This is a genomic window from Streptomyces sp. NPDC047028 (genome assembly GCF_040644095.1).
GTDB lineage: Bacteria > Actinomycetota > Actinomycetes > Streptomycetales > Streptomycetaceae > Streptomyces.
On the sequence record NZ_JBEYVS010000070.1, the window covers coordinates 1 to 24,967 of the forward strand.

Genomic DNA, 24,967 nt, shown 5'->3' on the forward strand with positions numbered 1-24,967 from the left:
ACCCGGCCGGACGGCCGCTGTACACACCGGAGTTCCAGGGCGGCGCCTTCGACCCCTGGGGCGGACCCGGCTACGACAAGTGCGCGCAGCTGATCAACGACAAGTTCGCGAACGTGTTCTACAAGCAGAACGTCGCCGTCGGCGCGACCGCGCAGAGCTTCTACATGACCTACGGCGGCACCAACTGGGGCTGGCTGGGCATGCCGCAGAACTACACCTCGTACGACTACGGCGCGGCGATCCGCGAGAACCGGCAGCTCGACCCGAAGTACTACGAGGACAAGCTGATCGGATACTTCACGCAGGCGGTCGCCCCGCTCACCAAGACCGACCCGATCAAGGCCGTGTCGCCGGACGACACGGCGATCGTCGACACCGCCCGGATGAACCCCGACACAGGGACCCAGTTCCACGTCCTGCGGCACGCCGACTCCACCTCCACGTCCGTCGACAGGACCCACATCTCGCTGGACCTCAACGCCAAGCCGTCCTCGGACACCACCTACACCTGGGACGACCCCGACCCGGCGCTGCACTACAGCGGCTCCTGGTCGCACGTCGCCGACCAGAGCTACACCAGCGGCGACTACAGGCACACAGAGTCCTTCTCCAACAAGGCCGGTGACTCCGTCACCGTCCCGTTCGACGGCACCGCCGTCCGCTGGATCGGCTCGAAGACGAACAACCACGGCTACGCCGACGTGTATATCGACGGCACCAAAGTGTCGACCGTCGACGACTCCGGCAGCGAGAACCAGGCGGTGATCTTCCAGAAGACCGGCCTGACCGCCGGGTCGCACGAACTGAAGATCGTCGTCAGCGGCCGGCACAGCACCGGGTCGACCGACGACTTCGTGTCCGTCGACGCCGTGGACGTCCCGGCCGCCGACGCCGCCACGCCGACCTACCCGGTCGTCCCGCAGCAGCCGGGCACCGCGATCACACTCGACGGACGCGACGCGCACGTCATCGTCGCCCACTACCGCCTCGGCGACAGCGACCTGCGCTACTCCACCTCGGAGATCATGACCCACGCCACCATCGGCGACCGCGACATCGCCGTCCTCTACGGCGACGAGGGCAGCGACGGCGAGACCGTCCTGCACTACTCCACCAAGCCGACCGTGACCGAAAGCGGCGGCTCCGCGGTCACCACCACCTGGGACGCGAAGACCGGCGACCTGCGGCTGAACTACACGCACAAGGGCCTGACCCGCATCAGTGTCACCGGCGGCGGAGCCCGCCCCCTGCTGCTCCTCGCCGGGGACAAGGACACCGCCAAGACGTTCTGGCGCCAGGACACGGCGACCGGCCCGGTGCTCGTGCGCGGCACCCATCTGCTGCGCACCGCGACCAGCCTGGACGGCGGCCGTACCGTCGCCCTCACCGGCGACAACGCCGACGACAAGAACATCGAGGTGTTCACCGCCGCCGACCACGTCACCTGGAACGGCCGCGCGCTGGACACCCAGGCCACCGGCACGGGCAGCCGCTCCGGGCACATACCGGTCGCCGCCCCCGTCCACCTGCCGGCCCTGACCGACTGGAAGCACGCCGACGAATCCCCGGAAGCCGCCCCCGGCTTCGACGACTCGCGCTGGCAGGTCGCCGACAAGACGAACACGAACAGTTCCTCGGGCGTCAACACGCCGCCCGTGCTCTACGCGGACGACTACGGCTTCCACACCGGCAACACCTGGTACCGCGGCCATTTCCACGCCACCGGCAAGGAGAAGGGCGTCCACCTCGTCTCGGACTCCGGCGGCAAGGCGCAGGCGTTCTCCGCCTGGCTCAACGGCACCTTCCTGGGCAGCTCCACCACGGGCAGCGCCGACCTCACCTTCCCGGACGGCTCGGTCAAGGCCCAGGGCGACAACATCCTCTCCGTGCTCACGGTGAACATGGGGCACGAGGAGGACTACAACGCGACCAACGGCAACAAGGCCGCACGGGGGCTCACGAGCGCCTCCCTCACCGGAGCCCCGCTCACCTCGGTCACCTGGCGGCTGCAGGGCGTCCGCGGCGGTGAGGACCTCCAGGACCCGGTGCGCGGCCCGCTCTCCACGGGCGGCCTGTACGGCGAGCGGGCCGGCTGGTCCCTGCCCGGCTACCCCGACGGCACCTGGAAGCCCGTGTCCCTGCCCGCCACCGACACCCGCCCCGGCGTGTCGTGGTACCGCACCGACGCGAACCTGCACCTGCCGCAGGGTCAGGACACCTCGCTCGGCCTGACCTTCACCGACGACCCGTCCCGCAAGTACCGCGCCACGATCTTCGTCAACGGCTGGCAGGTGGGCAACTACGTCAACTACCTCGGACCGCAGCACACGTTCCCCGTGCCCGACGGCATCCTGAACCCGCACGGCCACAACAGCATCGCCATCGCCGTGTGGAACCTGGACGGCAGCACCGGCGGGCTCGGCAAGGTGTCGCTCACCGACTACGGCAGCTACGCCTCGTCCCTGCAGGTCGCCCAGAACGACAGCCCGCGCTACGACCGCACGAGGTACGCGATGCCCAAGCGGCCCGGCACCGACATCACCTTGGACGTGCCCAACACCGTTGAGCCGGGGCACGCCTTCACGGCGGCGACGACCGTGCGGGTGCCGGAGCACGGGGCGACCGCCTCCGGCCCGACCGCCTCGCTCGCCACGCCCGACGGCTGGACCGTGAAGGCGACGGGCCCCACCTCGGTGCGGCGCCTCCACCCGGGCGAGTCGGCCACCTTCACCTGGCAGGTCCAGCCGCCGGCCGCGGACCTGCCTTCCGTCTCCGCCCTCACCACCAGCGTGCGCTACATCCAGCGAGGACGGCCGGCCACCGGTGTCGACGAACGCATCGTCGGCGGTATCCCGCCCGCCCCGAAGGACGGGCAGAACGCCGTCAGCGACCTGCCGTTCCTGTCGTCCACCAACGGCTGGGGGCCGGTCGAACGCGACAGCAGCGTCGGCGAGAACGCGGCGGGTGACGGCCGTGCGATCACCATCGCCGGCGTACGCCACACCAAGGGCCTGGGCACCAACTCGGTCAGCGACGTCCAGTTCTACCTCGGCGGACAGTGCACGCGGTTCACGGCCGACGTCGGCGTCGACGACGAGACCGGCGGCGCGGGAACCGTGACGTTCTCCGTGATCGCCGACGGCAGGACCCTGGTCACCACACCGACACTCCGCGGCAAGCAGGACGCGGTGCCGGTCGACGTGGACGTCACCGGCGCCCAGGTGATCGACCTCAGGGTCGGTGACGCCGGCGACGGCAACGGAAACGACCACGGCGACTGGGCGACACCCACGCTGACCTGCGGAACGTAACGGAAAGAGCGGGCCCGGTCAGCTGGAGGTCTCATTCAGCCGGACGTCTAGTTCAGCCGGACGTCTAGTTCAGCCGGACGTCTCGTTCAGCGCCGGCTGACCGGACCGCTTGCGCCGCAGGCCGGTCAGTGTCGCCCACACGACCGCCGCCAGGGGAATGGCACCCGAGGCGATGACCTGGCCCTGGCTGCTGATCAGGGAGTTGGGGGTGCCGAGCAGATAGCCGAGGCCGATGCAGCTGCGGGACAGCGCCTGGAAGCACGCCCAGGCGTTGCCCTGCACCTCGGCCGGCACATGGTCGTGCACCGCGTTGCGCAGCCCCACGTTGCAGGCGCCGTTGCCGAAGCCGGCCACCAGGAACAACGGGAAGACCAGGCCGGCCAGGGGCACCAGCCCGACGGTCAGGAGACCGACCGAGATGCCCAGGACCCCGCCCAGGATCAGTGTCCGGTGCCGCTGCGCCCATTCCGCGCGGCCCGCGAGCAGGGCTCCCGGCACCGAGCCCAGCGCCCAGGTCGCGAGGAAGAGGCCGTAGACCGAGTCGTTGCCGCCCGCGATGCCCCGCAGGTAGAAGACGCCCGCGACCCCCTCGATGCTGGTCGCCAGGATCACCGCCGCCATGGCCGGCATCAGCGGGCCGAGGCCGGGCGTGTGCCGCAGGGCCCGGTAGCCGTCCGACAGTTTCGACGTGGGCCGCCGGCTGATCGCCACGTCCATCGAACGCGGCACCGCCCGCATCGTGCACCCGGCGAGGATCAGGAACGACACCGCGTCCGCGCCGAGCAGGAGCCCCGTACCGGACACCGAGTGCAGGAAACCCGCGAGCGCCGGGCCGATCAGGCTCGCGAGGGACATCCCCGCCGTCAGCAGGCTGTTGGCCCGGCCCGTCCGCTCCGTGCCCGCCACGGCCGGCAGCATCTTGAAGGCGGCGGCCACCGAGGCCACCCCGGCCAGACCGGAGAGCGCGATGAGCGCCACCCGCACGTGGAACGCGGGAATCGCCGTGGCGGCACCGAGCGCGAACGACTGCAGGAGCAGGGCCGCCAGGCACACCGGCCGCGCGCTGAACCGGTCCACCACCGCGCCGAGCAGCGGCGCGGCGACGACCGTCGGCAGCAGCTCGGCCAGTAGGACCTCGGTCACACCCCAGTGAATGCCCTTGTCCGCGGCGTTGAGGACCAGCCCCAGCGAGGCGAGGGAGTCGCCGATGCGGGAGAAGACGGTGCCCGCGATCAATATCAGGGCGGCGCCGGGAAGCGTCGAATTCGGGCGCAGCGCGGCGAACGTCGTCTTCCGTCTCTTTTGCGTGTCCAATCGAGTCCGATCCGATCCACTGGTCGTGTACATGCACGCTGCTCGCCCAACAGATTAGGCCCGTCCGTTAAGAGAGTGGATGCCCACCGGCCATCCGGACACACCGTCTCCACCAATACGACAGCTCGCGCACGCGCGCGCGAGCCGACCCGCTTTCTCGGCCACCGGCGGACACCGTCGGCGATCCACCGCGATCCACGCGCGTTCGCCAGGTACGGCCCGCACCCCGCGAACGGCGTTCCACGGTCCGGAGTCCAACGGGCAGCCCTCTCGGGAAATGCGGCCCCTCAGGCGGAACATACGACGGTTTTCAGCCAGGAATGGGGTCGGGCGGAACTCACCCCACCGCCCTGTTTCCCCGTGACCGGCAGTCGTACACAGGGATGCAATGTCGGCCACATGAATGTCCGGAAAGGAGTGAACGGCCGCGGAGCCGCGCCCGTCGGGCGAATCCAGCCGCGAACTCTCATTTCCCCTTCGGGGTGAATCTCCACTGAACTCCGCAAAACAACGGAAAGCCGGTAAACGTCCGTTAACGGTGATGGGGCGTCAACGACGCCCGTCGGTGGGCGCGGTGGGAAAACCACGTGCCCGGCGTCGATCACCGTGCCTAGACTCGCCCTGCGTCCGGCGCCGCCCCCGCAGCGGGGCCCGCCGTGCGCACCGACCAGTCCGACGTCCGAGGGGAGCCGACCGTGCGTGAGCACACCGCCGTCGCCACTCCCCGCGCCCGGTACGAGGTGATCCTGGTGTCCTCGGCCGGCCGGTGCCCGCTGCGCGGCCGGCACCGGACCCCGTGACGCCCGGCTGACCTCCCCGGCACCACCGCTCCCGGCGCACCCCGCCGACCGGTGTGCCGTCATGTCCGCCCGCCTCACGGGTCATCGCGCCGCCCTTTTCCTCCGCACCTTCCTGAAAGGCACCGGGCCGTGCGCAATCCGACCCACCCGAACGTCACCGACTCCCTCGCCACCGTCCGCAACCTGGGCATCCTCGCCCACGTCGACGCCGGCAAGACCACCGTCACCGAGCGGATCCTGTATACGACGGGCACCACCCACAAGCGCGGAGAGGTCCACGACGGCACCACCGTCACCGACTTCGACCCCCAGGAACGCGACCGCGGCATCACCATCTTCGCCGCCGCGGTGAGCTGTGCCTGGGACGGCCACCGCGTCAACCTCATCGACACCCCGGGCCACGTCGACTTCGCCGACGAGGTCGAGCGCTCGCTGCGCGTCCTCGACGGCGCGATCGCCGTGTTCGACGCCGTCGCCGGCGTAGAGCCGCAGAGCGAGTCGGTGTGGCGGCAGGCCGACCGGCACGGTGTACCGAGGATCGCCTTCGTCAACAAGCTGGACCGGGCGGGCGCCGACCTCGACCGGGCCGTCGCCTCCGTCCGGGAGCGACTGCACCCGGCGCCGCTCGTCGTCCAGTTGCCGATCGGCGCCGAGGACGGCTTCACCGGCGTGGTGGACCTGGTGGAGATGCGCGCGCTCGTCTGGGCCGACGGCGAGAGCACGGCCGTCCGGGGACCGGTTCCCGAGGAGCTGAGGGAGGAGGCGTGGCGGCGACGGCGCGCGCTGGACGAGGCGGTGGCGGAGCTGCATCCGGCGGCGCTGGAGGAGTTCTGTATGCGATCGGCGGGATCCGGTACACAGTCACCGGCATCCCACCCGCACCCGGCTCCCTCCGCACCGGCCCCTCCCACACCCGCCCTGTCCACCTCCACCCTCCGCACCGCACTGCGCGACCTGACCCGGACCGGTGACGGCGTCGTCGTCCTCTGCGGCTCGGCCTACCGCAACCGAGGGATCGAGCCGCTGCTGGACGCGGTCGTCGCCTATCTGCCGTCCCCGCTCGACGTGCCCGCCGTACGCGGGATCCACGAGGGCGGCGAGGTGCGGCGGCCGGCCGATCCGGCGGCGCCGTTCGCCGCGCTCGCGTTCAAGGTGAACGCGAGCGCCACCGGACGTCTGACCTGTCTGCGCGTCTACTCCGGCACGATCGAGAAGGGAGACACCGTGTGGGACCCGGTCACCCGCCGCACCGAACGCGTCGCGCGGATCCTGCGGCTCATGGCCGACCGGCACGTGCAGCTGGACCGCGCGGTCGCCGGGGACATCGTCGCCGTCGCCGGCCCGAAGTCCGCCCGCGCCGGCTCGACCCTGTGCGACCCCGGCGCCCCGCTGGTGCTGGAGCCGCCCGTGGTCGCCGACCCGGTGGTGTCCGTCGCGGTCGAGGCCCGGCGCGGCGTGGACACCGGCCGGCTGGCGACGGCGCTCGCGCGACTGGCGGAGGAGGACCCCTCCCTGGTGGTGCGCACCGACGCCGAGACCGGTCAGACCGTGCTGTCCGGGATGGGGGAACTGCACCTGGAGGTCGCGGTGGAGAAGATCCGCCGCGACGGCGGACCGGAGGTCACCGTGGGCCGCCCGCGGGTCTCGTACCGCGAGACCGTCGTGCGCGGCGTGCGGGGGCTGGTCTTCCGGCACGTCAAACAGGACGGCGGGGCGGGCCAGTTCGCCCATGTGGTCCTCGACGTGGAGCCGCTCGGGGACGAGGTGGGTGGCACCGGATTCGCGTTCACGTCCGCCGTGGTCGGCGGCCGGGTGCCGCAGGAGTACGTCCGCGCGGTGGAGGCCGGCTGCCGGGACGCCCTCGCCGAGGGCCCGCTCGGCGGGCACCCGGTGACGGGGCTGCGGGTCACCCTGACCGAGGGGTCCACGCATGTGAAGGACTCCTCGGAGATGGCGTTCCGCACCGCCGGCCGGCTCGGGCTCCGCAAGGCGCTGCGGGCCTGCTCGACGGTCGTGCTCGAACCGGTGGCCGAGGTCACGGTCACCGTGCCGGACGACGCGGTCGGCGGCGTGCTCGGTGACCTGTCGGCCCGCCGCGGCCGGGTCACCGGCTCGCGGACGCGCGGCGGCGCGGCGGTGCTGACCGCCACCGTGCCACTGGCCGAACTGTTCGGCTACGCCACGCGGTTGCGCAGCCGCACCCAGGGCCGGGGCACGTTCACCACCCGGCCCGCGGGCTACACCCCGGCCCGCGTGCCGGAGCAGGCCCGGTAGCCCGAGCCCGAGCCCGAGCCCGAGCCCGAGCCGAGCCGGATCCGTAGCCGGGCGGCCGCCGCCCTCGCACCCCGCGCCCACCCGGGCGCGGGGTGCGGGGTGCGGGGTGCGAACGGCACGGTGCCGGTTTGCCGGGCTCCCCGCCGCCCACCTCTGCCGCATCCCTTGACGGCCACCCCCAAGAACGATTAACTCACGTCCTAAATTAAGCCATGAGGGCGTTGGGGGAGGTCGGCCGGGTGCCGGATCCGTACAGAGCGGCCCTCGGGGTTCTCGACTCCCGGAAAGGGACACCAGGAGCCATGCGCAGTATCCGAGCCGCGGCCACAGGCGCCGTCACCCTCTCTCTCGCCCTCGTGGCCACGGCCTGCGGCGGCGGTTCGTCCACCGGGGGCGGGTCCAACGACTCCCCGAAGACGCTCACGTACTGGGCCTCCAACCAGGGCGCCAGCATCGCCGTCGACAAGAAGGTCCTCCAGCCCGAACTGGACAAGTTCCAGAAGAAGTACGGCGTCAAGGTGAAGCTGGAGGTCGTGCCCTGGTCGGACCTGCTGAACCGGATCCTGACCGCGACCACCTCCGGCCAGGGCCCGGACGTCCTCAACATCGGCAACACCTGGAGCGCCTCCCTCCAGGCCACCGGCGCCCTGCTGCCCTGGGACAGCGAGACCTTCGGCAAGATAGGCGGCAAGGACCGCTTCGTCGACTCAGCTCTCGGCTCGACCGGAGCGCAGGGCAAGGACCCGGCCGCCGTCCCGCTGTACTCGATGGCGTACGCCCTCTACTACAACAAGAAGATCTTCGCCGACGCCGGCATCGCCAAACCCCCGGTCACCTGGGACGAGTTGATCGCCGACGGAAAGAAGATCAAGGCCGGCGGCAAGGCCGTGCTCGGAGCCGAGGGCGCGAACGTCTCGGAGAACATCCACCACGTCTTCGTCTTCGCCAAGCAGCACGGCGCCGACTTCTTCACCGCCGACGGCAAGCCCGGCTTCACCGACCCCAAGGTGGTCGACGCCGTCAAGAGCTACGTCGACCTGATGGCCAAGGACAAGGTCATCCCGACCGGCGACGCCGAGTACGCGCAGAACCAGTCCGTCAGCGACTTCGCCAAGGGCAAGCAGGCCATGCTGCTCTGGCAGTCCGCCCCCGCCAACCTCAAGTCCCAGGGCATGAGCGAGGACGCCTACGGTATCGCCCCCGTACCGGTGCGATCCGGTACCCCCGGGACGGGCGCCGAGACCAACTCCATGGTCGCCGGCATCAACATCGCCGTGTTCCGCAACACCCACAACCTCGACGGCGCGACGAACTTCGTGAAGTTCATGACCAGCGACGCCGAACAGAAGATCCTCAACAAGGCGTACAGCTCCATCCCGCCGGTCAAGTCCGCGCAAGGCGACCCGGCGTTCAACACCCCGGCGAACGCCGTCCTGAAGAACACCCTCGCCACCAGCGCGGCCCCCCTGCCCCAGGTGCCCGCCGAATCGCAGTTCGAGACGACCGTCGGCACGGCGGTCAAGGAACTCTTCGCCGACGCGGCCGCCGGACGCGCGGTGACCACCGCCTCCGTCAAGGCCGAGCTGGAGAAGGCCCAGCAGCAGATGCCGGCGGCGTGAGAAACACGATGACGACCACCGCACTGAAGGAACCGGTGCGCGAGAGCATCCCCGGCGCGGCGGGCGCATCCCGCCGCCGCCCCGGGCGGCTGCGCCGCGTCTCGCTGCCGTACCTGCTGCTCCTGCCCGCCCTGCTCCTCGAACTCCTCGTGCATCTCGTGCCGATGGTCATCGGCGTCGTGATGAGCTTCAAGGAACTCACCCAGTTCTACATCCGCGACTGGGGCACCGCCCCCTGGACCGGCCTCGGCAACTACAAGGTGTCGGTGGACTTCGACGCCCCCGTCGGCCAGGCCCTGCTCCACTCGTTCTTCGTCACCGTCGGCTTCACCCTGCTGTCGGTCGGCCTGTGCTGGCTGATCGGCACCGCCGCCGCGGTCTTCATGCAGGACACGTTCCGCGGCCGTGGCCTGCTCCGCGCGCTGTTCCTGGTGCCGTACGCGCTGCCCGTCTACGCGGCCGTCATCACCTGGGTGTTCATGTTCCAGCACGACAACGGCCTGGTGAACCACGTCCTGCACGACCAGCTGCACCTCACCGCAGACCGCTCCTTCTGGCTGATCGGCGACAACAGCTTCTACGCCCTGCTCGTCGTCTCGGTGTGGAAGGGCTGGCCGTTCGCCTTCCTCATCGTGATGGCCGGCCTGCAGAACATCCCGCGCGAGCTGTACGAGGCGGCGGCGCTGGACGGCGCCGGGATGTGGCAGCAGATCCGCCGCATCACCCTGCCGTCGCTGCGCCCGGTCAACCAGGTGCTGGTCCTCGTGCTGTTCCTGTGGACGTTCAACGACTTCAACACGCCGTTCGTCCTCTTCGGCCGGGCCGCCCCCGAGGCCGCCGACCTGATCTCCGTGCACATCTACCAGGCGTCGTTCGTCACCTGGAACTTCGGCACCGGCTCCGCCATGTCCGTCCTGCTGCTGCTCTTCCTCCTCGTCGTGACCGGCGTCTACCTCCTGCTCACCTCACGCGGACGGAGGACGTCCGATGTCTAGCCCCGACTCGCCCATGGCTCCGCCGCGTTCGTTCCTGTGGTCCCGCCGGATCTTCCTCACGCTCCTCACGGGGTTCGTGCTGATCCCGGTGTACGTGATGATCTCCAGCTCGCTGAAGCCGCTGGCGGACGTCACCGGACAGTTCCGCTGGCTGCCCAGCGGCCTGACGATCCGGCCGTACATCGACATCTGGTCGACGGTCCCGCTCGCCCGCTACTTCGTGAACTCCCTGATCGTGGCGGGCGCGGCGACGCTTCTCTCCGTCGTCATCGCCGTGTTCGCGGCGTACGCCGTCAGCCGCTACGACTTCCGCGGCAAACGCGTCTTCACGGTGACCGTCCTGTCGACGCAGATGTTCCCCGGCATCCTCTTCCTCCTCCCGCTGTTCCTCCTCTACGTGAACATCGGCAACGCCACCGGCATCGCCCTGTTCGGCTCCCGCGGCGGCCTGATCCTCACCTACCTCACCTTCTCCCTGCCCTTCTCCATCTGGATGCTGATCGGCTACTTCGACTCGGTGCCGCGCGACCTGGACGAGGCCGCCCTCGTCGACGGCTGCGGGCCGCTCGGCGCGCTGTTCAAGGTGGTCGTACCGGCCGCGATCCCCGGCATCGTCGCGGTCGCCGTCTACGCCTTCATGACCGCCTGGGGAGAGGTCCTCTTCGCGTCCGTCATGACCAACGACACGACCCGCACCCTCGCCGTCGGCCTGCAGGGCTACTCCACCCTCAACAACGTCTACTGGAACCAGATCATGGCCGCCTCGCTGGTCGTCAGCGTGCCCGTGGTCGCCGGGTTCCTGCTCCTCCAGCGCTATCTCGTCGCGGGTCTGACGGCGGGCGCCGTCAAGTGACCCCCACCCCTGATCCCGAAGGGACTCCCGTGTCCGCACGCATCGACCTCGCCGCACTCCCGCACGACTTCCTGTGGGGCACGGCCACAGCGGCGTACCAGATCGAGGGGGCCGTCGCCGAGGACGGCCGCACGCCCTCGATCTGGGACACCTTCTCCCACACTCCGGGGAAGGTCGCGAACGGCGACACCGGTGACGTCGCCTGCGACCACTACCACCGCTGGCGCGAGGACATCGGCCTGATGCGCCGGCTCGGCGTCAACGCCTACCGCATGTCCGTCGCCTGGCCCCGGGTGATCCCCGGCGGCACGGGCCCGGTGAACCCCAAGGGCCTCGACTTCTACGACCGGTTGGTGGACGCCCTGTCGGGGGCCGGCATCACCCCGTCCGTGACGCTCTACCACTGGGACCTGCCGCAGGTCCTCCAGGACCGCGGTGGCTGGCCCGAGCGCGACACGGCGTTCGCGTTCGCCGAGTACGCCGCACAGGTCGCCGCCCGCCTGGGCGACCGCGTCAAGCTCTGGGCCACCCTCAACGAGCCGTCCTGCTCGGCCTGGATCGGCCACCTGGAGGGCACGATGGCCCCCGGCCTGACCGACCTCACGGCCGCCGTCCGCGCCTCCTACCACCTTCTCCTCGGCCACGGCCTCGCCACCCGGGCGATCCGCGCCGCCGCCCCGGACGCCCAGGTCGGCATCGTCAACAACCTCTCCACGGTCCACCCCGCCACCGACCGCGCCGAGGACCACGCGGCCGCCCGCCGCCACGACGGTCACGTCAACCGCTGGTGGCTGGACCCGGTGCACGGGCGAGGCTTCCCCACCGACATGCTGGACACGTACGGCGTGGACCTCCCGCTGCACGCGGGCGACCTGAAGACGATCTCGACGCCCCTGGACTGGCTGGGCCTGAACTACTACTTCCCGGCCCACGTCACCGACGACCCGGCCGGCCCCGCCCCCCACGTCCGTTCCGTGCGCCGCCCGGACGTCCCCCGCACCGGCATGGACTGGGAGATCGACGCCACCGGCATCGAGACGCTCCTGCTCCGCCTCACCGAGGAGTACGGCGCCCGCAAGATCTACGTCACCGAGAACGGCTCCGCGTTCGCCGACGTGGTCCACCCCTACGGCACCGTCAACGACCCCGAACGCCAGGACTACCTGGAACGCCACCTCGCCGCCTGCGCCTCCGCCGCCCGCAGGGGCGCCCCCCTCGCCGGCTACTTCGCCTGGTCCCTGCTCGACAACTTCGAATGGGCCTACGGCTACGCCAAGCGCTTCGGCCTCGTCCACGTCGACTACCCCACCCAGACCCGCACCATCAAGTCCAGCGGCCACCGCTACGCCGACATCGTCCGCGTCCACCGCGCCCAGACCCGCCGAGCCGCCTGAGCCCGGCCCGGCGGGGAGAGGCAGTGGGCGCGGGAAACGGGGGCGTCCCGCGCCCACTGCCTCACCCGTAGTGCTCTTCCCGGTAGACGCCGTCGGCGTCCACACCGGGGCCCCAGTCGCCGAAGCCCGTGTTCCCCAGTTCCAGGTTGACGACGAAGGAACCGGCGGCGGCGAGGGTGATCCTGAACGGAGCGTCGTCATCGTCGGGGGAGTTGTTCACGGCCAGGAGGGGGAACTCCGGGTTCGCGAGGGCACGTTCGTCGGCGATGAGGATGAGGGTGCTGTCGGGCCGGCCTTCGTCGTCGTGTCCGATCCGCGCCTGGATCTGATCCGCCGTGAAGTTCGCGTAGCGGGGGTTGTCGATGACTGTGATCGTCTCGTACCGCCCCGGCCTGCGCTCCAGGACCTGGAGCAGGCGCGCCCACTCGTCGGGCTGCTCGAAGGACGTCCGGACCAGGAGGGGGCCGGCGGCCTCCTCGATCGTGGGGGAGTCCGGCTCGGGCTCGGCGCCCGTACGCTCACCGGGAATGACCTGGATGAGGAAGCGGGGTTTCCTGCCGTCCACCGACCGGTCGCCGGCGTGGACACGGATCAGGTAGGGCCCCGCTCCCGCGGTGGCGAGGTTCTCCTTGCGCATGGGCTCGTATCCGCTGTCGCACAGGGCGAGGAAGCCGGTCGTGGAGACGACGGTGATCTCCTCGACCTCGTCCCAGCCGTCCTCCGCTCCCGTGTCCTGCCCGGCGTAGAGGGTGACGACGGGGTTCTCCAGGGCGTTTCCGGCGTCGATGTGCAGCCAGTCCTTCTCGGCGGTCAGGAACCCGCGCCCGCGCGGCTGCTTGCCGGCGTCGGGGTCCATGACGGCCAGGTCGCCCCACTCCTTCATCTTGATCGGCCGGGTACGGCCCTGAAGGAGAGGCCAGGTGGAACGCGGCATGGAGAACCCCCATCGTCCTTGCGGTGTCGCCCGGTCACGTCGTCCGGTGCGTCAGTCTGGCAGGCGCGCCGCCGGTGCTACTTGACGTGGACGTAGTAGCCGCACGGCACGGTCGAGATCGCGGAGGACGGCAGCCGCTGCCCGGGCGGACTCACCCTGCTCGTCGAGTCCAGCGTGCCACCGCCCCACATGACCGTCTTCGGGGCGGCCGACTTCGCCGTCGCCTTAGCGCGGGCCGAGAAGTGCCTCGGCTACCGCGTCACCGTCTGCAACGCCCGCCCCGTCTTCGGACGCGTTCGTCGGGCCATGGCGTCCCGCCGCACCCACGCCGACCGCGAACGGCGGCTGCGCGAGGTCGGCGTGAGCGAGAGCGAACTGGCGCGGCTCAGGTCGCCGATCGGCCTCGACCTCGGTGCCCGCACACCCGAGGAGACGGCCCTGGCCATCGCCGCGGAGATCGTCGCGGCCCACCGGGGCGGCACCGGCGTCCCGCTCACCGGCGCGGACACACCGATCCACCGGGACGGCGGGGACCGGGGGACCGCTACGGCCGCGTGACCCCCACCCGTGCCGGTCGGTGGCGGGCGTTGGTGGCGGCCTGTGACCCGCCGTGCTGGTCGGTGGCGGCGTGAGGCCCGGCGGCAGCCGCGGCGGGCCCGTCGGTGGCGGCCTGAAGCCCACCCGTGCCGGGCGGCGGCGGCCTGTGAGTCCGCCGTGCCGGTCGGCGGCGGCCTGAACGGGGCGTCCGTGCCGTACGTATCACCACGGCGTGGGAGGATCGCTCGCGATGAGCGTGTCGGCGGCCGTGCGGAGCCTGCGGGCCGCGGTGTTCGCCGCGGCGTGCGTGCTGCTGGCCGCCGCCGGGCACGGGCTCGCGATGGGAGATCTGCCGCCGCTGTGGGCCGACGGGGCCGGGTTCCTCGCCGTGTTCGCGGTGTGCTGGCTGCTCGGCGGACGGGAGCGGTCGCTCGCCGGCATCGGGGCGGCCATGCTGCTCACCCAGGCGGGGCTGCACGTCGCCTTCGACGCGGCGTCCCGGATCACCGCAGCGGCCCACGCCGGGGCGGGCATGTCCGGCCGTTCCATGAGTGATTCCGTCATGGCCGGCCGCACGATGCCGGGGATGCGCCCGTCGACCGCGCACACCGCCCACGCCCTCACCGGACACGCCTCCGTCGCCCATCTCCTCGCCGCCCTCCTCGCCTCCTGGCTGCTGCGGCGCGGTGAGGCCGCGCTGTGGGCGTTGCTGCGGCGGGCCGGCCGGCTCGTGCCGGGTCTCGTCGCCTGGTGGCGGGACGCGCCGCTGCCCGAGAGTGAAAGTCGCGTCGCGGGGACGCCCGACGGGCCGGCGCCGTACCGTCCGGCCGTGCTGCGGCACGCGGTGAGTCGTCGTGGGCCACCAGTGACGGTGGCGTAGCCGAACCGACCACCCACACACGTCACCCGTACGGAGATCCACTCACCCATGTCCGAGTCCATCACCAGCACCACCCTGCGCCGTGCCGGCACCGTCACCGCCCTGGCCGCGGCGGGGCTTTTCGCCGCCGCCGGGGTCGCCTCCGCGCACGTCACCGTCCACCCGGAGAGCTACGCGAAGGGCGCCACCGACGGTGTGCTCACCTTCCGTGTCCCCAACGAGGAGGACTCCGCCTCCACCACCAAGGTGCAGGTCTTCCTGCCCACCGACCACCCGGTCCTCGGCGTTCTGGTCCACCCGCAGGACGGCTGGACGGCCAAGGTGACCACCGCCAAGCTGAAGAAGCCGGTCAAGACCGACGACGGCACCATCACCGACGCCGTCTCCGAGATCACCTGGACCGGCGGGAAGATCGGCGCCGGACAGTACGAGGACTTCGACGTCGCCTTCGGCCAACTGCCCGAGGACACGGGCACGCTGACGTTCAAGACGTTGCAGACGTACTCCGACGGCAAGGTGGTCCGCTGGATCGAGGAGCCGGCCGGCGGGGAGGAACCGGAAAACCCCGCACCCGTGCTCAAGCTCACGGCCGGTGCGGGCGCGGGGGCCGGTTCGGCCGCCTCCCCGGGTGGGCCGGAGCGCACCTCGAAGGCGGGTGACAGCACGACGGCCAAGGCCGCCGCCGCGAGTGACTCCACCGCACGCGGGCTCGGCATCGCCGGGCTGGTCGTGGGCGTGCTGGGGCTCGCCGCCGCCGGGTTCGCGATCCTCCGCGGCCGCGCCGGGCGGGCGTAGCGGGCGGACGGCATGAGAAAGGGGGCGGGCTCCGCGTGAACGGGCCCGCCCCCTCCGTCGTACTCAGCGGGCCGCCGGCTCCAGGACCGCCCCCGGTTCGGAAGCCGCGCGCTCGGGAACCGGCCGCTCGGCGGCCGCGGCCGCCGTCCGCGAGGTGCGGCGCAGCCACAGCACGTCCCGGCCGAACGACCACACCAGCGAGGCCAGCGACAGCGCCACGACCGCCAGGTTCGCCGCGTACGGCAGAAGTCGGGATCCGGCGAGCAGGAGGCAGATGCCCTGGAGCGCGGCGACCGTCTTGCGGGCGAAGGAAGGCGGAAGCGGGGCGTTCAGCCACGGAGCGACGCGGGCGGCGGCGACGAACGCGTAGCGCATGCCGCCGATCAGCAGCACCCATACGCCCAGTTGCGTGGACACGTACACGCTGAGCACCAGGATCAGGAACGCGTCGACCTCCATGTCGAACCGGGCGCCCAGCGCGGTCGACGTACCGGTGCGGCGGGCCACCTTGCCGTCGACGCCGTCCAGCAGCAGGGCCACGGCGGTGAGGGCCACCAGCAGGGTGACCGGCGGCGAGCCGTCGAAGGAGTCGGCGACCAGCGCCGTCACCCCGCCGACCAGCGTGGCCCGGCCGAGCGTGACCCGGTTCGCCGGTCCGAAGGAACTCAGCCGGGAGCGGTGCACCGCGCGGGAGAGGACCGCCCAGGTCGCGACCGCGAAGACCAGCCCGGTCAGCCAGCCCGCCGGGCCCAGCCCGATCGCCGCGCCGAGCAGGGCCAGCAGCAGGATCTGGACGCCCGCTCCCACAGCGGTCTCCTGCTGGAGCCTCGCGTCAAACGTGTTGTTCAGGGCCACCGCTCACCCTCCGGCCGAGTGACAGAGTCGATCAACGCCGCGTACTGTGCGCGGCCTGTGCACATCTCGGTACGTGAACCACTTCCCGATCGTTCAGGAGGAATGCCGATGAACCGTGCGGCACGCGCGTTCTGGCTGCGCTCACCGGGCCACGGCGAGATCCGCGACGTCACCCTCGCGGCGCCCGGCCCGGGCCAGGTGCTGGTGCGCACCCTGTACTCCGGTGTCAGCCGCGGCACCGAGACGCTGGTCTTCGACGGCCGCGTCCCCGGCAGCCAGCACACCGCGATGCGGGCACCGTTCCAGGAAGGCGACTTCCCCGGCCCGGTGAAGTACGGCTACCTGAACGTCGGCGTGGTCGAGGAGGGGCCGGACGAGCTGGCCGGCCGCACCGTCTTCTGCCTGTACCCGCACCAGAGCCGCTACGTCGTCCCGGCCGGCGCCGTCACCGTCGTACCGGAGCGGGTGCCGGCCCGGCGGGCCGTGCTCGCCGGCACCGTGGAGACCGCGGTGAACGCGCTGTGGGACGCCCGGCCGCAGATCGGCGACCGGATCGCGGTGGTCGGCGGCGGCATGATCGGCTGCTCGGTCGCCGCGCTGCTGGCCCGCTTTCCCGGCCTCAGGCTGCAGCTCGTCGACGACGACCCGGCCCGCGCCCGCACCGCCGAGGCCCTCGGTGTCGACTTCGCCACGCCCGCCGACGCGCTCGGCGGCTGCGACCTCGTCGTGCACGCCAGCGCCACCGAGGCCGGACTCACCCGCTCCCTGGAACTCCTCGCCGCCGAGGGCACGGTCGTCGAACTCAGCTGGTACGGCGACCGGCGCGTCACCCTGCCGCTCGGCGAGGCCTTCCACTCGCGCCGGCTGACCGTGCGCGGCAGCCAGGTCGGCACGGTCTCCCCGGCCGCCCGGCCCGGACGCGGTTACGCCGAGCGCATGGCCCTCGCCCTGGACCTGCTCGCCGACCCCGCGCTGGACGCCCTCGTCACCGGCGAGAGCGCCTTCGAGGAACTGCCGGACGTCATGCCGCGGCTCGCCGCCGGCGAGCTCCCCGCCCTGTGCCACCGCATCGGCTACGGCGACCCGGCCTGACCTGAGAAAAGTTGGTGCCCCGCGCTGAACACGGGGGAGCGAAGAGCCGTACTACACGGCATCCCCCGGCAGGGAACCGCCGGGGCACCAGACGCGCCGCACCTGGAGGGTCGTCCGTTGTTCAGCATCACCGTCCGCGATCACATCATGATCGCCCACAGCTTTCACGGCGAGGTGTTCGGACCCGCGCAGCGACTGCACGGCGCCACGTTCCTCGTGGACGCCACGTTCCGCCGCGAACAGCTGGACGAGGACAACATCGTCGTCGACATCGGCCTGGCCACCCAGGAACTGGGGGCGGTCGTCGCCGAGCTGAACTACCGCAACCTCGACAGCGAACCGGACTTCGCCGGGATCAACACGTCCACGGAGTTCCTGGCCAAGGTCATCGCCGACCGGCTCGCCGCCCGCGTCCACCGCGGCGCCCTCGGGGAGGGTGCCAAGGGCCTCGCGGGGATCACCGTCACCCTGCACGAGTCGCACGTCGCCTGGGCGAGTTACGAGCGTGGCCTGTGACCGACAGCATCGTGGAGAGGCCGCGGCTCGCTTACGTGCCCGCGCAGAACGGCGTCCCGGCGGGCGACGCCGGCGCCGGCACCGGGCAGCCCACCGCCTCCGGGACCGCCCCTGGCACCCCTTCCGGTACCGCCTCCGAGAACGTCGGGATCATCCCCATGTCCCTGCGCACCGTGCACTTCGTCATGCCCGGCGGCGTCGACGACCAGACCGCGCCCAGCGGCGGCAACGCCTACGACCGACGGGTCTGCCTGGACCTGCCCGGCTTCGGCTGGCAGGTCACCCGGCACGCCGTGCCCGGCGCCTGGCCGCGTCCCGCCCAGGCCGACCGCGAGGCCCTCGGCCGGACGCTGCGGGAGCTGCCCGACGACGCGGTCGTCCTGGTCGACGGTCTGGTCGCCTGCGGGGTCCCCGAGATCGTCGCCCCCGAGACCGAGCGGCTGCGGCTCGCCGTGCTGGTGCACCTGCCGCTGGGCGACGAGACCGGCCTCGCCCCGGCCGTCGCCGCCGACCTCGACGCCCGCGAACGCGCGGTGCTGCGCGCGGCCCCCGCCGTGATCGCCACCAGCGACTGGGCGGTACGCCGGCTGGTCTCCCACCACGGTCTCGCCCCGCGGCGCGTCCACGTCGCCGCGCCCGGCGCGGACATCGCACCGCTCGCCCCCGGCACCGACGGGGTGTCCCGGCTGCTGTGCGTCGCGAGCGTCACGCCGCGCAAGGGGCAGCACCGGCTGGTGGAGGCGCTGGCGGCGGTACGGGACCTGCCGTGGACGTGCGAGTGCGTGGGCGGCCTCGGCCACGACCCCGCGTACGTCGCCAGACTGCGCTACCAGATCGCCCGGCACGGTCTGAGCGGCCGGCTGCGGCTGACCGGCCCCCGCTCGGGCGCCGACCTGGACGCCAGCTACGCCGCCGCCGACCTGATGGTCCTCGCCTCCTACGCCGAGACCTACGGGATGGCGGTCACCGAGGCCCTGGCCCGCGGCATCCCCGTCCTCGCGACCGACGTCGGGGGCGTGCCCGAGGCGGTCGGCCGCGCCCCCGACGGCGGGGTCCCCGGCATCCTCGTCCCGCCGGAGGACCCCGCTGCCCTCGCCGCCGAACTGCGCGGCTGGTTCGGCGAGGCCGACGTACGGCGCCGCCTCAAGGCCGCCGCCCGCGACCGCCGCGCCGCCCTCGACGGCTGGGCCACCACCGCCCGCAGCCTGGCCGGAGTCCTCCAGCGACTCCCCGAAGCACCGAGGAGCGCGGCATGAGGGGCACCGGTCCGGCCACCGGCCGTTTCCCGAGCGATGTGGAGTCGGACCGGGGCGCAGGGGACACCGGGGCGGAAACCGAGGTGATCGCCGGTGCCGGGCCCGTGGCTCGCCCCGGGGAGCGGGCGACCGTACGGCTGCGGGAGGGTGCCGAGGAAGAGCCCGCGCGGTATGCGCCCGAGTGGCTGCGGCTGCGGGAAGGGGCCGACGCGGCCGCCCGTGCCCAGGAGTCGCTGGACCTGCTCAGGGCCAGGCTGTCCGGGCGGGGCGGCGGGACCGTCGTCCACGATCTGGGGTGCGGGACCGGGTCGATGGGCCGGTGGCTCGCCCCCCGTCTCGACGGCGCCCAGCACTGGGTGCTGCACGATCGCGACCCCTACCTGCTGCACTTCGCCGCCGCCGGGTCCCCGAAGGCCGCCGCCGACGGCAGCCGGGTCACCGTCGAGACACGGCGAGCCGACGTGTCCCGGCTGACCCCGCACGCGCTGGCCGGCGCCTCGCTGGTGACCGCGTCGGCCCTGCTGGACGTCCTCACCCGGGAGGAGGTCGAGACCCTGGCGGACGCCTGTACCGGGGCCGGCTGTCCGGCCCTCCTCACCCTGTCCGTCGCCGGCCGCGTCGAACTCGGGCCGGCAGACCCGCTGGACGCCGAGATCATGGACGCGTTCAACGCTCACCAGCGGCGCGGCGGACTGCTCGGACCGGACGCGGTGAACGCGGCGAGGGAGGCGTTCACCGGACGTGGGGCGACGGTCCGGGTCCTGCCGAGCGCCTGGCGGCTCGGCCCCGGGGAGGCCGCGCTGACCGCGCAGTGGCTGCGCGGCTGGGTGAGCGCGGCCGTCGAACAGCGGCCGGACCTGGGCGAGCGCGCCGAACGCTACCTCCAAGACCGTCTGGCCGCCTGCGCGTCCGGCGACCTGCACGTCGTCGTCCACCACGACGACCTGCTGGCCCTGCCCCGTCCCGAAGGCGGCCCGGCATGAGCGCCCAGCTGGTGAGAGCCGACCCCGGCCCACGGACCACACGCCCGCAGGCCGGACCAGGGCCGACGGTCGCCCCTGTGGCCCCGGCCACCCCGGAGCCGACCTCGACCGGCTCCGCACCCCCGGCGCCGCCGCTCGACGCGCCCGCACGGCGCCGCCGTCCCCGTCTCGAACTCCGTGCCCTGCGGACCCACTTCGGCACGCTCGCCGGAGTCGTCATCCTCTCGGCCCTGCTCTGGCGGCTCGGCACGGGGGTGCTGGTGGACGGCCTGCGGCGGATCGACGTGCCGGCCCTGCTCGCGGCCGTCGGGATCGGTGCCGTCACCACCGTCCTGAGCGCCTGGCGCTGGCAGTTGGTGGCGAGGGGGCTGCGGATCCGGCTGCCGCTGCGGGGCGCCGTCGCCGACTACTACCGGGCGCTGTTCCTCAACGCTGCGCTGCCCGGCGGGGTGCTCGGCGACGTGCACCGGGCGGTACGGCACGGGCAGAGCACCGGTGACCTGCGCCGCGGGGTGAAGGCCGTCGTCCTGGAACGCGTCGCCGGGCAGATCGCGCTCACCGTCTTCGGCACGGTGGTGCTGCTGGCACTGCCGTCCCCGGTGCGGGACGAGGCCCGCGCCGTCGCCGCGCCGGCCGTGCTGGCCGCCGCGGGGGTGGCCGCCGTCGTCCTGGCCGTCCGTATGAACCGCGCCCCGTCCCGCCGCGCGGGCGCCCTGCGCACCTTCCTCGGTGAGGCCCGTGAGGGTCTGCTGTCCCGGCACAACGGGCCCGGTGTCACGCTGGCCTCCGGCGTCGTCCTCGCCGGACACCTGGCGACGTTCGTGGTGGCGGCCCGGGTGGCCGGCGTCGCCGCCCCCCTGCCGGTGCTGGTGCCGCTCGCGGTCCTCGCGCTGGCCGCCATGGGCCTGCCGCTGAACGTCGGCGGCTTCGGTCCCCGGGAGGGCGTGGCCGCCTGGGCGTTCGGCGCGGCCGGACTCGGCGCGAGCAGCGGCGTCGCGGTCGCCGTGGTGTACGGCGTCCTCAGCCTCGTGGCGAGCCTGCCCGGCGCCGCCGTCCTCGTCGCCCGCTGGTACGGCGGCCTACGCGCCGGAACGTCCACGTACGCCCGCGCGAAGGAGCCCGTCGGCTACCCGCGTTCCTCCGACGAGGTGAGCAACGCGGCGTACGCGCCGAACGATTCCGTGAGGCTCGCCAGCAGTTCCTTCCCCTTTTCCACCGAACCCAGGGAAGGACGGCCGATGACACCCGATCCGGTATAGGCGGACATTCCGACGGTGAGCAGATGCCGGCGGTCGTCCGCGGTGAAATCGGCGGACTCATATCCAGGGCGGACGAATTCGGGGTGAGCGTGCAGCAGAATCGAGGTCTCGATCTCCCCGGCGTGCATGTCGGTGAGCAGCGAGGTCCGCACCCCGGCCCGCTCCCGCGCCGTCTCCCAGTCCTCGGCGGCCGGGAACAGCGCCATCCGCTCCCCGCGCGCGGAGGCTTCCTGAACGACGTTGCCCAGCACATAGTTGCCTCCGTGGCCGTTCACCACGACGAGCGCGCCGACACCGGAGCGGCGCAGCGAGTCGGCGATGTCCCGGACCACCGCGTGCAGGGTCACGGCGGAGATGCTGACGGTCCCCGGCCAGCCGGCGTGCTCGTGCGAGCAGGAGACCGTCACCGGAGGAAGGAGGTGCACCGGGTACACGGCGGCGATCTCCCGCGCCACCGCGCACGCGACGAGTGTGTCGGTCGCCAGCGGAAGGTGGGGGCCGTGCTGTTCGAAGCTGCCGACGGGAAGGACGGCCACCTGAGTTGAAACGCCCGCCGCCCGCGTCCGTACGTCTTCCGTGGTGTCCGTCGGCACCAGCCCGCCCGCCGTCGGCCACGGCCCGTCACTCGCCGGCCCAGCGCCCGAACCACTCATCTCTTCACGGCCTTTCGTCTCTGCTTAGGAATCAGATCATGACAGAAAACATCGGTGTCCTCGGCAAGAAGTCCCCGCGCCGCCGCGGTGCGGAACGCGTCGTGAATGCGCCATTGCCCACCGTGTACGGCGATTTCGAGGCGGTGGGCTATCTGGACCACGACCGCGGTGATGAACAAGTGGCGCTCGTGTACGGCGACATCGGCGCGGAGAACGTCCTGACCCGGCTGCACTCGGAATGCCTGACCGGGGACGCGTTCGGCTCCCGGCACTGCGAGTGCGGCGACCAGCTGGCGTCCGCGCTGCGCGCCGTCGTCGCCGAGGGCAGCGGCATCGTCGTCTACCTGCGGGGCCACGAGGGCCGCGGCATCGGCCTGCTGGCCAAGCTGCGCGCGATGGCCCTGCAGGCGGAGGGCCTGGACACGGTGGAGGCCAACCTGGCCCTCGGCCTGCCCGTCGACGCCCGCGACTACCGGGTGGCCGCCGAGATACTCCAGGACCTGGGCGTCCGCTCGGTGCGGCTGATGTCGAACAACCCGCGCAAACGGGAGGCGCTGGTACGGCACGGCGTCCAGGTCGCCGAGCAGGTGCCGCTGCTGATCGAGCCGTGCGAGAGCAACATCACCTATCTGCGGACCAAGCGGGAGCGCCTCGACCACCACCTGCCCCATCTGGACGCGGTGGCGCACACGTCCTGACCGGCCGGTCCGTCAGCCCGTCACCGCCGCGTGCACGAGCCGCCGCAGGTCGGGGAACACCTTCAGCTTCCTCGGGCGTACCTGGGTCATGAACTGCACGGTCAGATCGAGGGCCGGGGCGACCCAGAACGCCGTGCACGCGGCGCCCGTCCAGCCGTAGGCGCCCATGCTCGACGGGGACAGGGTGCGGGAGGGGTCTGTGACGACGGAGACGTTGAAGCCGAAGCCGAGCCCGTCGTTGCCGGGCTCCTGGTGGCCGGGGGCGCCGAAGGCGCGGATCGTGGCGCTGTCGGGGAGGTGGTTGCGGGTCATCAGGGTGACCGCGGCGGACGACAGCAGCCGAATGCCGTCCAGTTCGCCGCCCCGGCGCAGCATCTCCATGAACCGGTGGAAGTCGTGGGCGGAGGAGACCAGTCCGCCGCTGCCCGACAGGAAGCGCGGACGCCCGAGGACCGGCAGCCCCGGTACCGGCTCGATCCGGCCGTCCTCCGTCTCGCCGTACAACTCCGCCAGCCGGCTCTGCTGTCCGGGCCGGACGTGGAAGCCGGTGTCGGTCATGCCGAGCGGCCGGAGGATCCGCTCGGCGAAGAACGCGTCCAGCGGCTGCCCGGAGACCACCTCGACGACGCGGCCCAGCACGTTGGAGGCCACCGAGTAGTTCCACTGCGTGCCCGGCTCGAACTGCAGCGGCATGCGCGCGTAGACGTCCGCCGTCTCGGCCAGGTCCTTGCCCGGCGGCACCGAGTACTCCAGGCCGGCCTCGCGGTAGAGCGCGTCGACGGGGTGGGAGTGGTAGAAGCCGAAGGTCAGGCCCGCGGTGTGGGTGAGCAGGTGGCGCAGCAGGACCGGTCTCGCCGCCGGGCGGGTGCGGACGGTGGCGCCCTCGCCGCCGTCGTACACGCGGGGCTCCGTGAAGGCCGGCAGGTGGCGTTCCAGCGGGTCGTCGAGGGACAGCAGACCCTCCTCCATCAGCAGCAGCACGGCGACGGCGGTGACCGGCTTGGTCATGGAGTAGATCCGCCACAGTGTGTCCGCCTCCACCGGCAGCCCGGCCGCGCGGTCCCGCAGGCCGTGGGTGGTGAGGTGGGCGACGCGGCCGCCGCGGGTCACGGCCAGCAGGAAGCCGGGCAGCCGGCCCTCGTCGACGAGGCCCGCGAAGTGCCCGTCGAGGCGGTCCAGCGCCTTGACGTCCAGCCCGGCCTCGCCCGGATCGGCGTCCTGTCTCAGCTGTGCCATCGCGTCCCTCCGGTCCCGTCCGCGCGCGTGCGGTCCGCTCCGGCTTACCCGGCGGCGGCCCGCTTCAGACCTGAGGAATGTGGCACGGGCACCGGAGCGTTGACGTCCGTATGACTCAGGACCCGACGCAGGACGCCCTGCTCACGCTGCTCTCCGAGGGCCACGGCGGGGTGCTGGTCACCCTCAGGCGCGACGGCCGGCCCCAGCTGTCCAATGTCAGCCACGCCTACTACCCCGAGGAGCGGATCATCCGCGTGTCGGTCACCGACGACCGGGCCAAGACCCGCAATCTGCGCCGTGACCCGCGTGCCTCGTACCACGTGACCAGCGCCGACCGGTGGGCGTACGCGGTCGCGGAGGGGACGGCCGAGCTGACGCCGGTCGCCCGGGACCCGCACGACGAGACGGTCGAGGAGCTGGTCCGGCTCTACCGGGACGTCCAGGGCGAGCACCCCGACTGGGACGACTACCGTGCCGCCATGGTCCGCGACCGCCGGCTGGTGGTGCGCCTGCGCGTGGAGCGGGCGTACGGCGTGCCCCGGCGCTGACATCTCCGGCGCACCGGCCGGCCGGCGGACCGCTCGGTCTCTTGGCGGGGGGCCTCATGACCCGGGAGGTCCAGGCCGTCAGCGTGGCCGTCCAGGGCGGCTTCCGGCCGGTCCCCGGCACCGTCCTGCCCCTGCTCTACGTCGGAGTGGCCTCCTCCGCGGTGG

The 24,967-nt window shown here is 72.3% G+C and carries 19 protein-coding genes and 3 pseudogenes; 17 read left to right on the forward strand and 5 right to left on the reverse strand.

The window, feature by feature from the left end:
• On the forward strand, positions 1-3,311 hold a 3,311-nt coding region (locus ABZ854_RS34850; protein ID WP_361219394.1), incomplete at its 5' end, for a beta galactosidase jelly roll domain-containing protein.
• A gap of 69 nt (positions 3,312-3,380) precedes the next feature.
• On the opposite strand, the gene ABZ854_RS34855 is transcribed toward ABZ854_RS34850, so the two are convergent.
• Positions 3,381-4,625: an MFS transporter gene (locus ABZ854_RS34855; protein ID WP_361219396.1), complete on the reverse strand. Its 1,245-nt coding sequence runs from the start codon at positions 4,623-4,625 to the stop codon at positions 3,381-3,383.
• A gap of 929 nt (positions 4,626-5,554) precedes the next feature.
• On the opposite strand from ABZ854_RS34855, the gene ABZ854_RS34860 reads away from it, so the two are divergent.
• From ABZ854_RS34860 to ABZ854_RS34880, 5 genes are all read left to right on the forward strand, one after another.
• Complete coding sequence (locus tag ABZ854_RS34860; RefSeq protein ID WP_361219399.1) at positions 5,555-7,699, forward strand: elongation factor G; 2,145 nt, start codon at positions 5,555-5,557, stop codon at positions 7,697-7,699.
• Between the two features lie 302 nt (positions 7,700-8,001).
• Positions 8,002-9,318, forward strand: coding sequence for a sugar ABC transporter substrate-binding protein (locus tag ABZ854_RS34865; protein ID WP_361219402.1), 1,317 nt, complete (start codon positions 8,002-8,004; stop codon positions 9,316-9,318).
• 8 nt (positions 9,319-9,326) lie between these two features.
• Complete coding sequence (locus ABZ854_RS34870) at positions 9,327-10,313, forward strand: sugar ABC transporter permease (RefSeq protein WP_361219405.1); 987 nt, start codon at positions 9,327-9,329, stop codon at positions 10,311-10,313.
• A gap of 13 nt (positions 10,314-10,326) precedes the next feature.
• Positions 10,327-11,166, forward strand: coding sequence for a carbohydrate ABC transporter permease (locus ABZ854_RS34875; protein WP_361219441.1), 840 nt, complete (start codon positions 10,327-10,329; stop codon positions 11,164-11,166).
• 29 nt (positions 11,167-11,195) lie between these two features.
• Positions 11,196-12,560, forward strand: a complete 1,365-nt coding sequence (locus ABZ854_RS34880; RefSeq protein ID WP_361219408.1) for a GH1 family beta-glucosidase — start codon at positions 11,196-11,198, stop codon at positions 12,558-12,560.
• Between the two features lie 61 nt (positions 12,561-12,621).
• Here the strand turns inward: ABZ854_RS34880 and ABZ854_RS34885 are convergent, their stop codons facing one another.
• Positions 12,622-13,494: a hypothetical protein gene (locus ABZ854_RS34885; RefSeq protein ID WP_361219411.1), complete on the reverse strand. Its 873-nt coding sequence runs from the start codon at positions 13,492-13,494 to the stop codon at positions 12,622-12,624.
• A 105-nt stretch (positions 13,495-13,599) separates the two neighbouring features.
• Between ABZ854_RS34885 and ABZ854_RS34890 the strand changes: the two are divergent.
• The 3 genes and pseudogenes from ABZ854_RS34890 to ABZ854_RS34900 form a co-directional block, all read left to right on the forward strand.
• A pseudogene (locus tag ABZ854_RS34890) lies at positions 13,600-14,052 on the forward strand (XdhC family protein); the annotation flags it as partial.
• 229 nt (positions 14,053-14,281) lie between these two features.
• Positions 14,282-14,911: a hypothetical protein gene (locus ABZ854_RS34895; RefSeq protein ID WP_361219413.1), complete on the forward strand. Its 630-nt coding sequence runs from the start codon at positions 14,282-14,284 to the stop codon at positions 14,909-14,911.
• 48 nt (positions 14,912-14,959) lie between these two features.
• Positions 14,960-15,706, forward strand: coding sequence for a YcnI family protein (locus ABZ854_RS34900; RefSeq protein ID WP_361219416.1), 747 nt, complete (start codon positions 14,960-14,962; stop codon positions 15,704-15,706).
• Between the two features lie 63 nt (positions 15,707-15,769).
• Here the strand turns inward: ABZ854_RS34900 and ABZ854_RS34905 are convergent, their stop codons facing one another.
• Positions 15,770-16,561, reverse strand: a complete 792-nt coding sequence (locus ABZ854_RS34905; protein WP_361219418.1) for a CDP-alcohol phosphatidyltransferase family protein — start codon at positions 16,559-16,561, stop codon at positions 15,770-15,772.
• Positions 16,562-16,669: 108 nt separating this feature from the next.
• On the opposite strand from ABZ854_RS34905, the gene ABZ854_RS34910 reads away from it, so the two are divergent.
• The 5 genes and pseudogenes from ABZ854_RS34910 to ABZ854_RS34930 all read left to right on the forward strand — a co-directional run.
• The gene (locus ABZ854_RS34910; RefSeq protein WP_361219420.1) at positions 16,670-17,653 is read left to right on the forward strand and encodes a zinc-binding alcohol dehydrogenase; all 984 of its coding nucleotides are present in this window, start codon (positions 16,670-16,672) and stop codon (positions 17,651-17,653) included.
• A 117-nt stretch (positions 17,654-17,770) separates the two neighbouring features.
• Entirely contained in the window at positions 17,771-18,169 is a 399-nt protein-coding gene (locus tag ABZ854_RS34915; protein WP_129305636.1) for a 6-carboxytetrahydropterin synthase, read from the forward strand.
• A complete protein-coding gene (locus ABZ854_RS34920; protein WP_361219423.1) occupies positions 18,166-19,425 on the forward strand; it encodes a glycosyltransferase family 4 protein in 1,260 nt (419 codons plus the stop codon). The genes ABZ854_RS34915 and ABZ854_RS34920 overlap by 4 nt, the downstream gene beginning before the upstream one ends.
• A complete protein-coding gene (locus ABZ854_RS34925; RefSeq protein WP_361219426.1) occupies positions 19,422-20,408 on the forward strand; it encodes a methyltransferase domain-containing protein in 987 nt (328 codons plus the stop codon). Before ABZ854_RS34920 ends, ABZ854_RS34925 begins: the two co-directional genes overlap by 4 nt.
• A pseudogene (locus tag ABZ854_RS34930) lies at positions 20,405-21,442 on the forward strand (lysylphosphatidylglycerol synthase transmembrane domain-containing protein); the annotation flags it as partial. The gene ABZ854_RS34925 and the pseudogene ABZ854_RS34930, both read left to right, overlap by 4 nt.
• Before the next feature lie 92 nt (positions 21,443-21,534).
• On the opposite strand, the gene ABZ854_RS34935 reads toward ABZ854_RS34930, so the two are convergent.
• Complete coding sequence (locus ABZ854_RS34935; RefSeq protein WP_361219429.1) at positions 21,535-22,320, reverse strand: creatininase family protein; 786 nt, start codon at positions 22,318-22,320, stop codon at positions 21,535-21,537.
• 38 nt (positions 22,321-22,358) lie between these two features.
• On the opposite strand from ABZ854_RS34935, the gene ribA reads away from it, so the two are divergent.
• The gene (ribA, locus tag ABZ854_RS34940; protein ID WP_361219432.1) at positions 22,359-23,018 is read left to right on the forward strand and encodes a GTP cyclohydrolase II; all 660 of its coding nucleotides are present in this window, start codon (positions 22,359-22,361) and stop codon (positions 23,016-23,018) included.
• 12 nt (positions 23,019-23,030) lie between these two features.
• Here ribA and ABZ854_RS34945 read toward each other — a convergent pair whose 3' ends face one another.
• Entirely contained in the window at positions 23,031-24,254 is a 1,224-nt protein-coding gene (locus tag ABZ854_RS34945; RefSeq protein WP_361219435.1) for a serine hydrolase domain-containing protein, read from the reverse strand.
• A 110-nt stretch (positions 24,255-24,364) separates the two neighbouring features.
• On the opposite strand from ABZ854_RS34945, the gene ABZ854_RS34950 reads away from it, so the two are divergent.
• Together ABZ854_RS34950 and ABZ854_RS34955 are read left to right on the forward strand one after the other, a co-directional pair.
• Positions 24,365-24,802: a PPOX class F420-dependent oxidoreductase gene (locus ABZ854_RS34950; protein ID WP_361219438.1), complete on the forward strand. Its 438-nt coding sequence runs from the start codon at positions 24,365-24,367 to the stop codon at positions 24,800-24,802.
• A 71-nt stretch (positions 24,803-24,873) separates the two neighbouring features.
• Positions 24,874-24,967 (forward strand): annotated as a pseudogene (locus tag ABZ854_RS34955) (EamA family transporter); the annotation flags it as partial.

Excerpts from the sequence above, each read along its gene's own strand:
- ABZ854_RS34865 (WP_361219402.1), top strand. The coding sequence starts at position 8,002 with ATGCGCAGTATCCGAGCCGCGGCCACAGGCGCCGTCACCCTCTCTCTC.
- ABZ854_RS34870 (WP_361219405.1), top strand. The coding sequence starts at position 9,327 with ATGACGACCACCGCACTGAAGGAACCGGTGCGCGAGAGCATCCCCGGC.
- ABZ854_RS34875 (WP_361219441.1), top strand. The coding sequence starts at position 10,327 with ATGGCTCCGCCGCGTTCGTTCCTGTGGTCCCGCCGGATCTTCCTCACG.
- ABZ854_RS34885 (WP_361219411.1), bottom strand. The coding sequence starts at position 13,494 with ATGCCGCGTTCCACCTGGCCTCTCCTTCAGGGCCGTACCCGGCCGATC.
- ABZ854_RS34895 (WP_361219413.1), top strand. The coding sequence starts at position 14,282 with ATGAGCGTGTCGGCGGCCGTGCGGAGCCTGCGGGCCGCGGTGTTCGCC.
- ABZ854_RS34900 (WP_361219416.1), top strand. The coding sequence starts at position 14,960 with ATGTCCGAGTCCATCACCAGCACCACCCTGCGCCGTGCCGGCACCGTC.
- ABZ854_RS34910 (WP_361219420.1), top strand. The coding sequence starts at position 16,670 with ATGAACCGTGCGGCACGCGCGTTCTGGCTGCGCTCACCGGGCCACGGC.
- ABZ854_RS34925 (WP_361219426.1), top strand. The coding sequence starts at position 19,422 with ATGAGGGGCACCGGTCCGGCCACCGGCCGTTTCCCGAGCGATGTGGAG.
- ABZ854_RS34935 (WP_361219429.1), bottom strand. The coding sequence starts at position 22,320 with ATGAGTGGTTCGGGCGCTGGGCCGGCGAGTGACGGGCCGTGGCCGACG.
- ribA (WP_361219432.1), top strand. The coding sequence starts at position 22,359 with ATGACAGAAAACATCGGTGTCCTCGGCAAGAAGTCCCCGCGCCGCCGC.
- ABZ854_RS34945 (WP_361219435.1), bottom strand. The coding sequence starts at position 24,254 with ATGGCACAGCTGAGACAGGACGCCGATCCGGGCGAGGCCGGGCTGGAC.
- ABZ854_RS34950 (WP_361219438.1), top strand. The coding sequence starts at position 24,365 with ATGACTCAGGACCCGACGCAGGACGCCCTGCTCACGCTGCTCTCCGAG.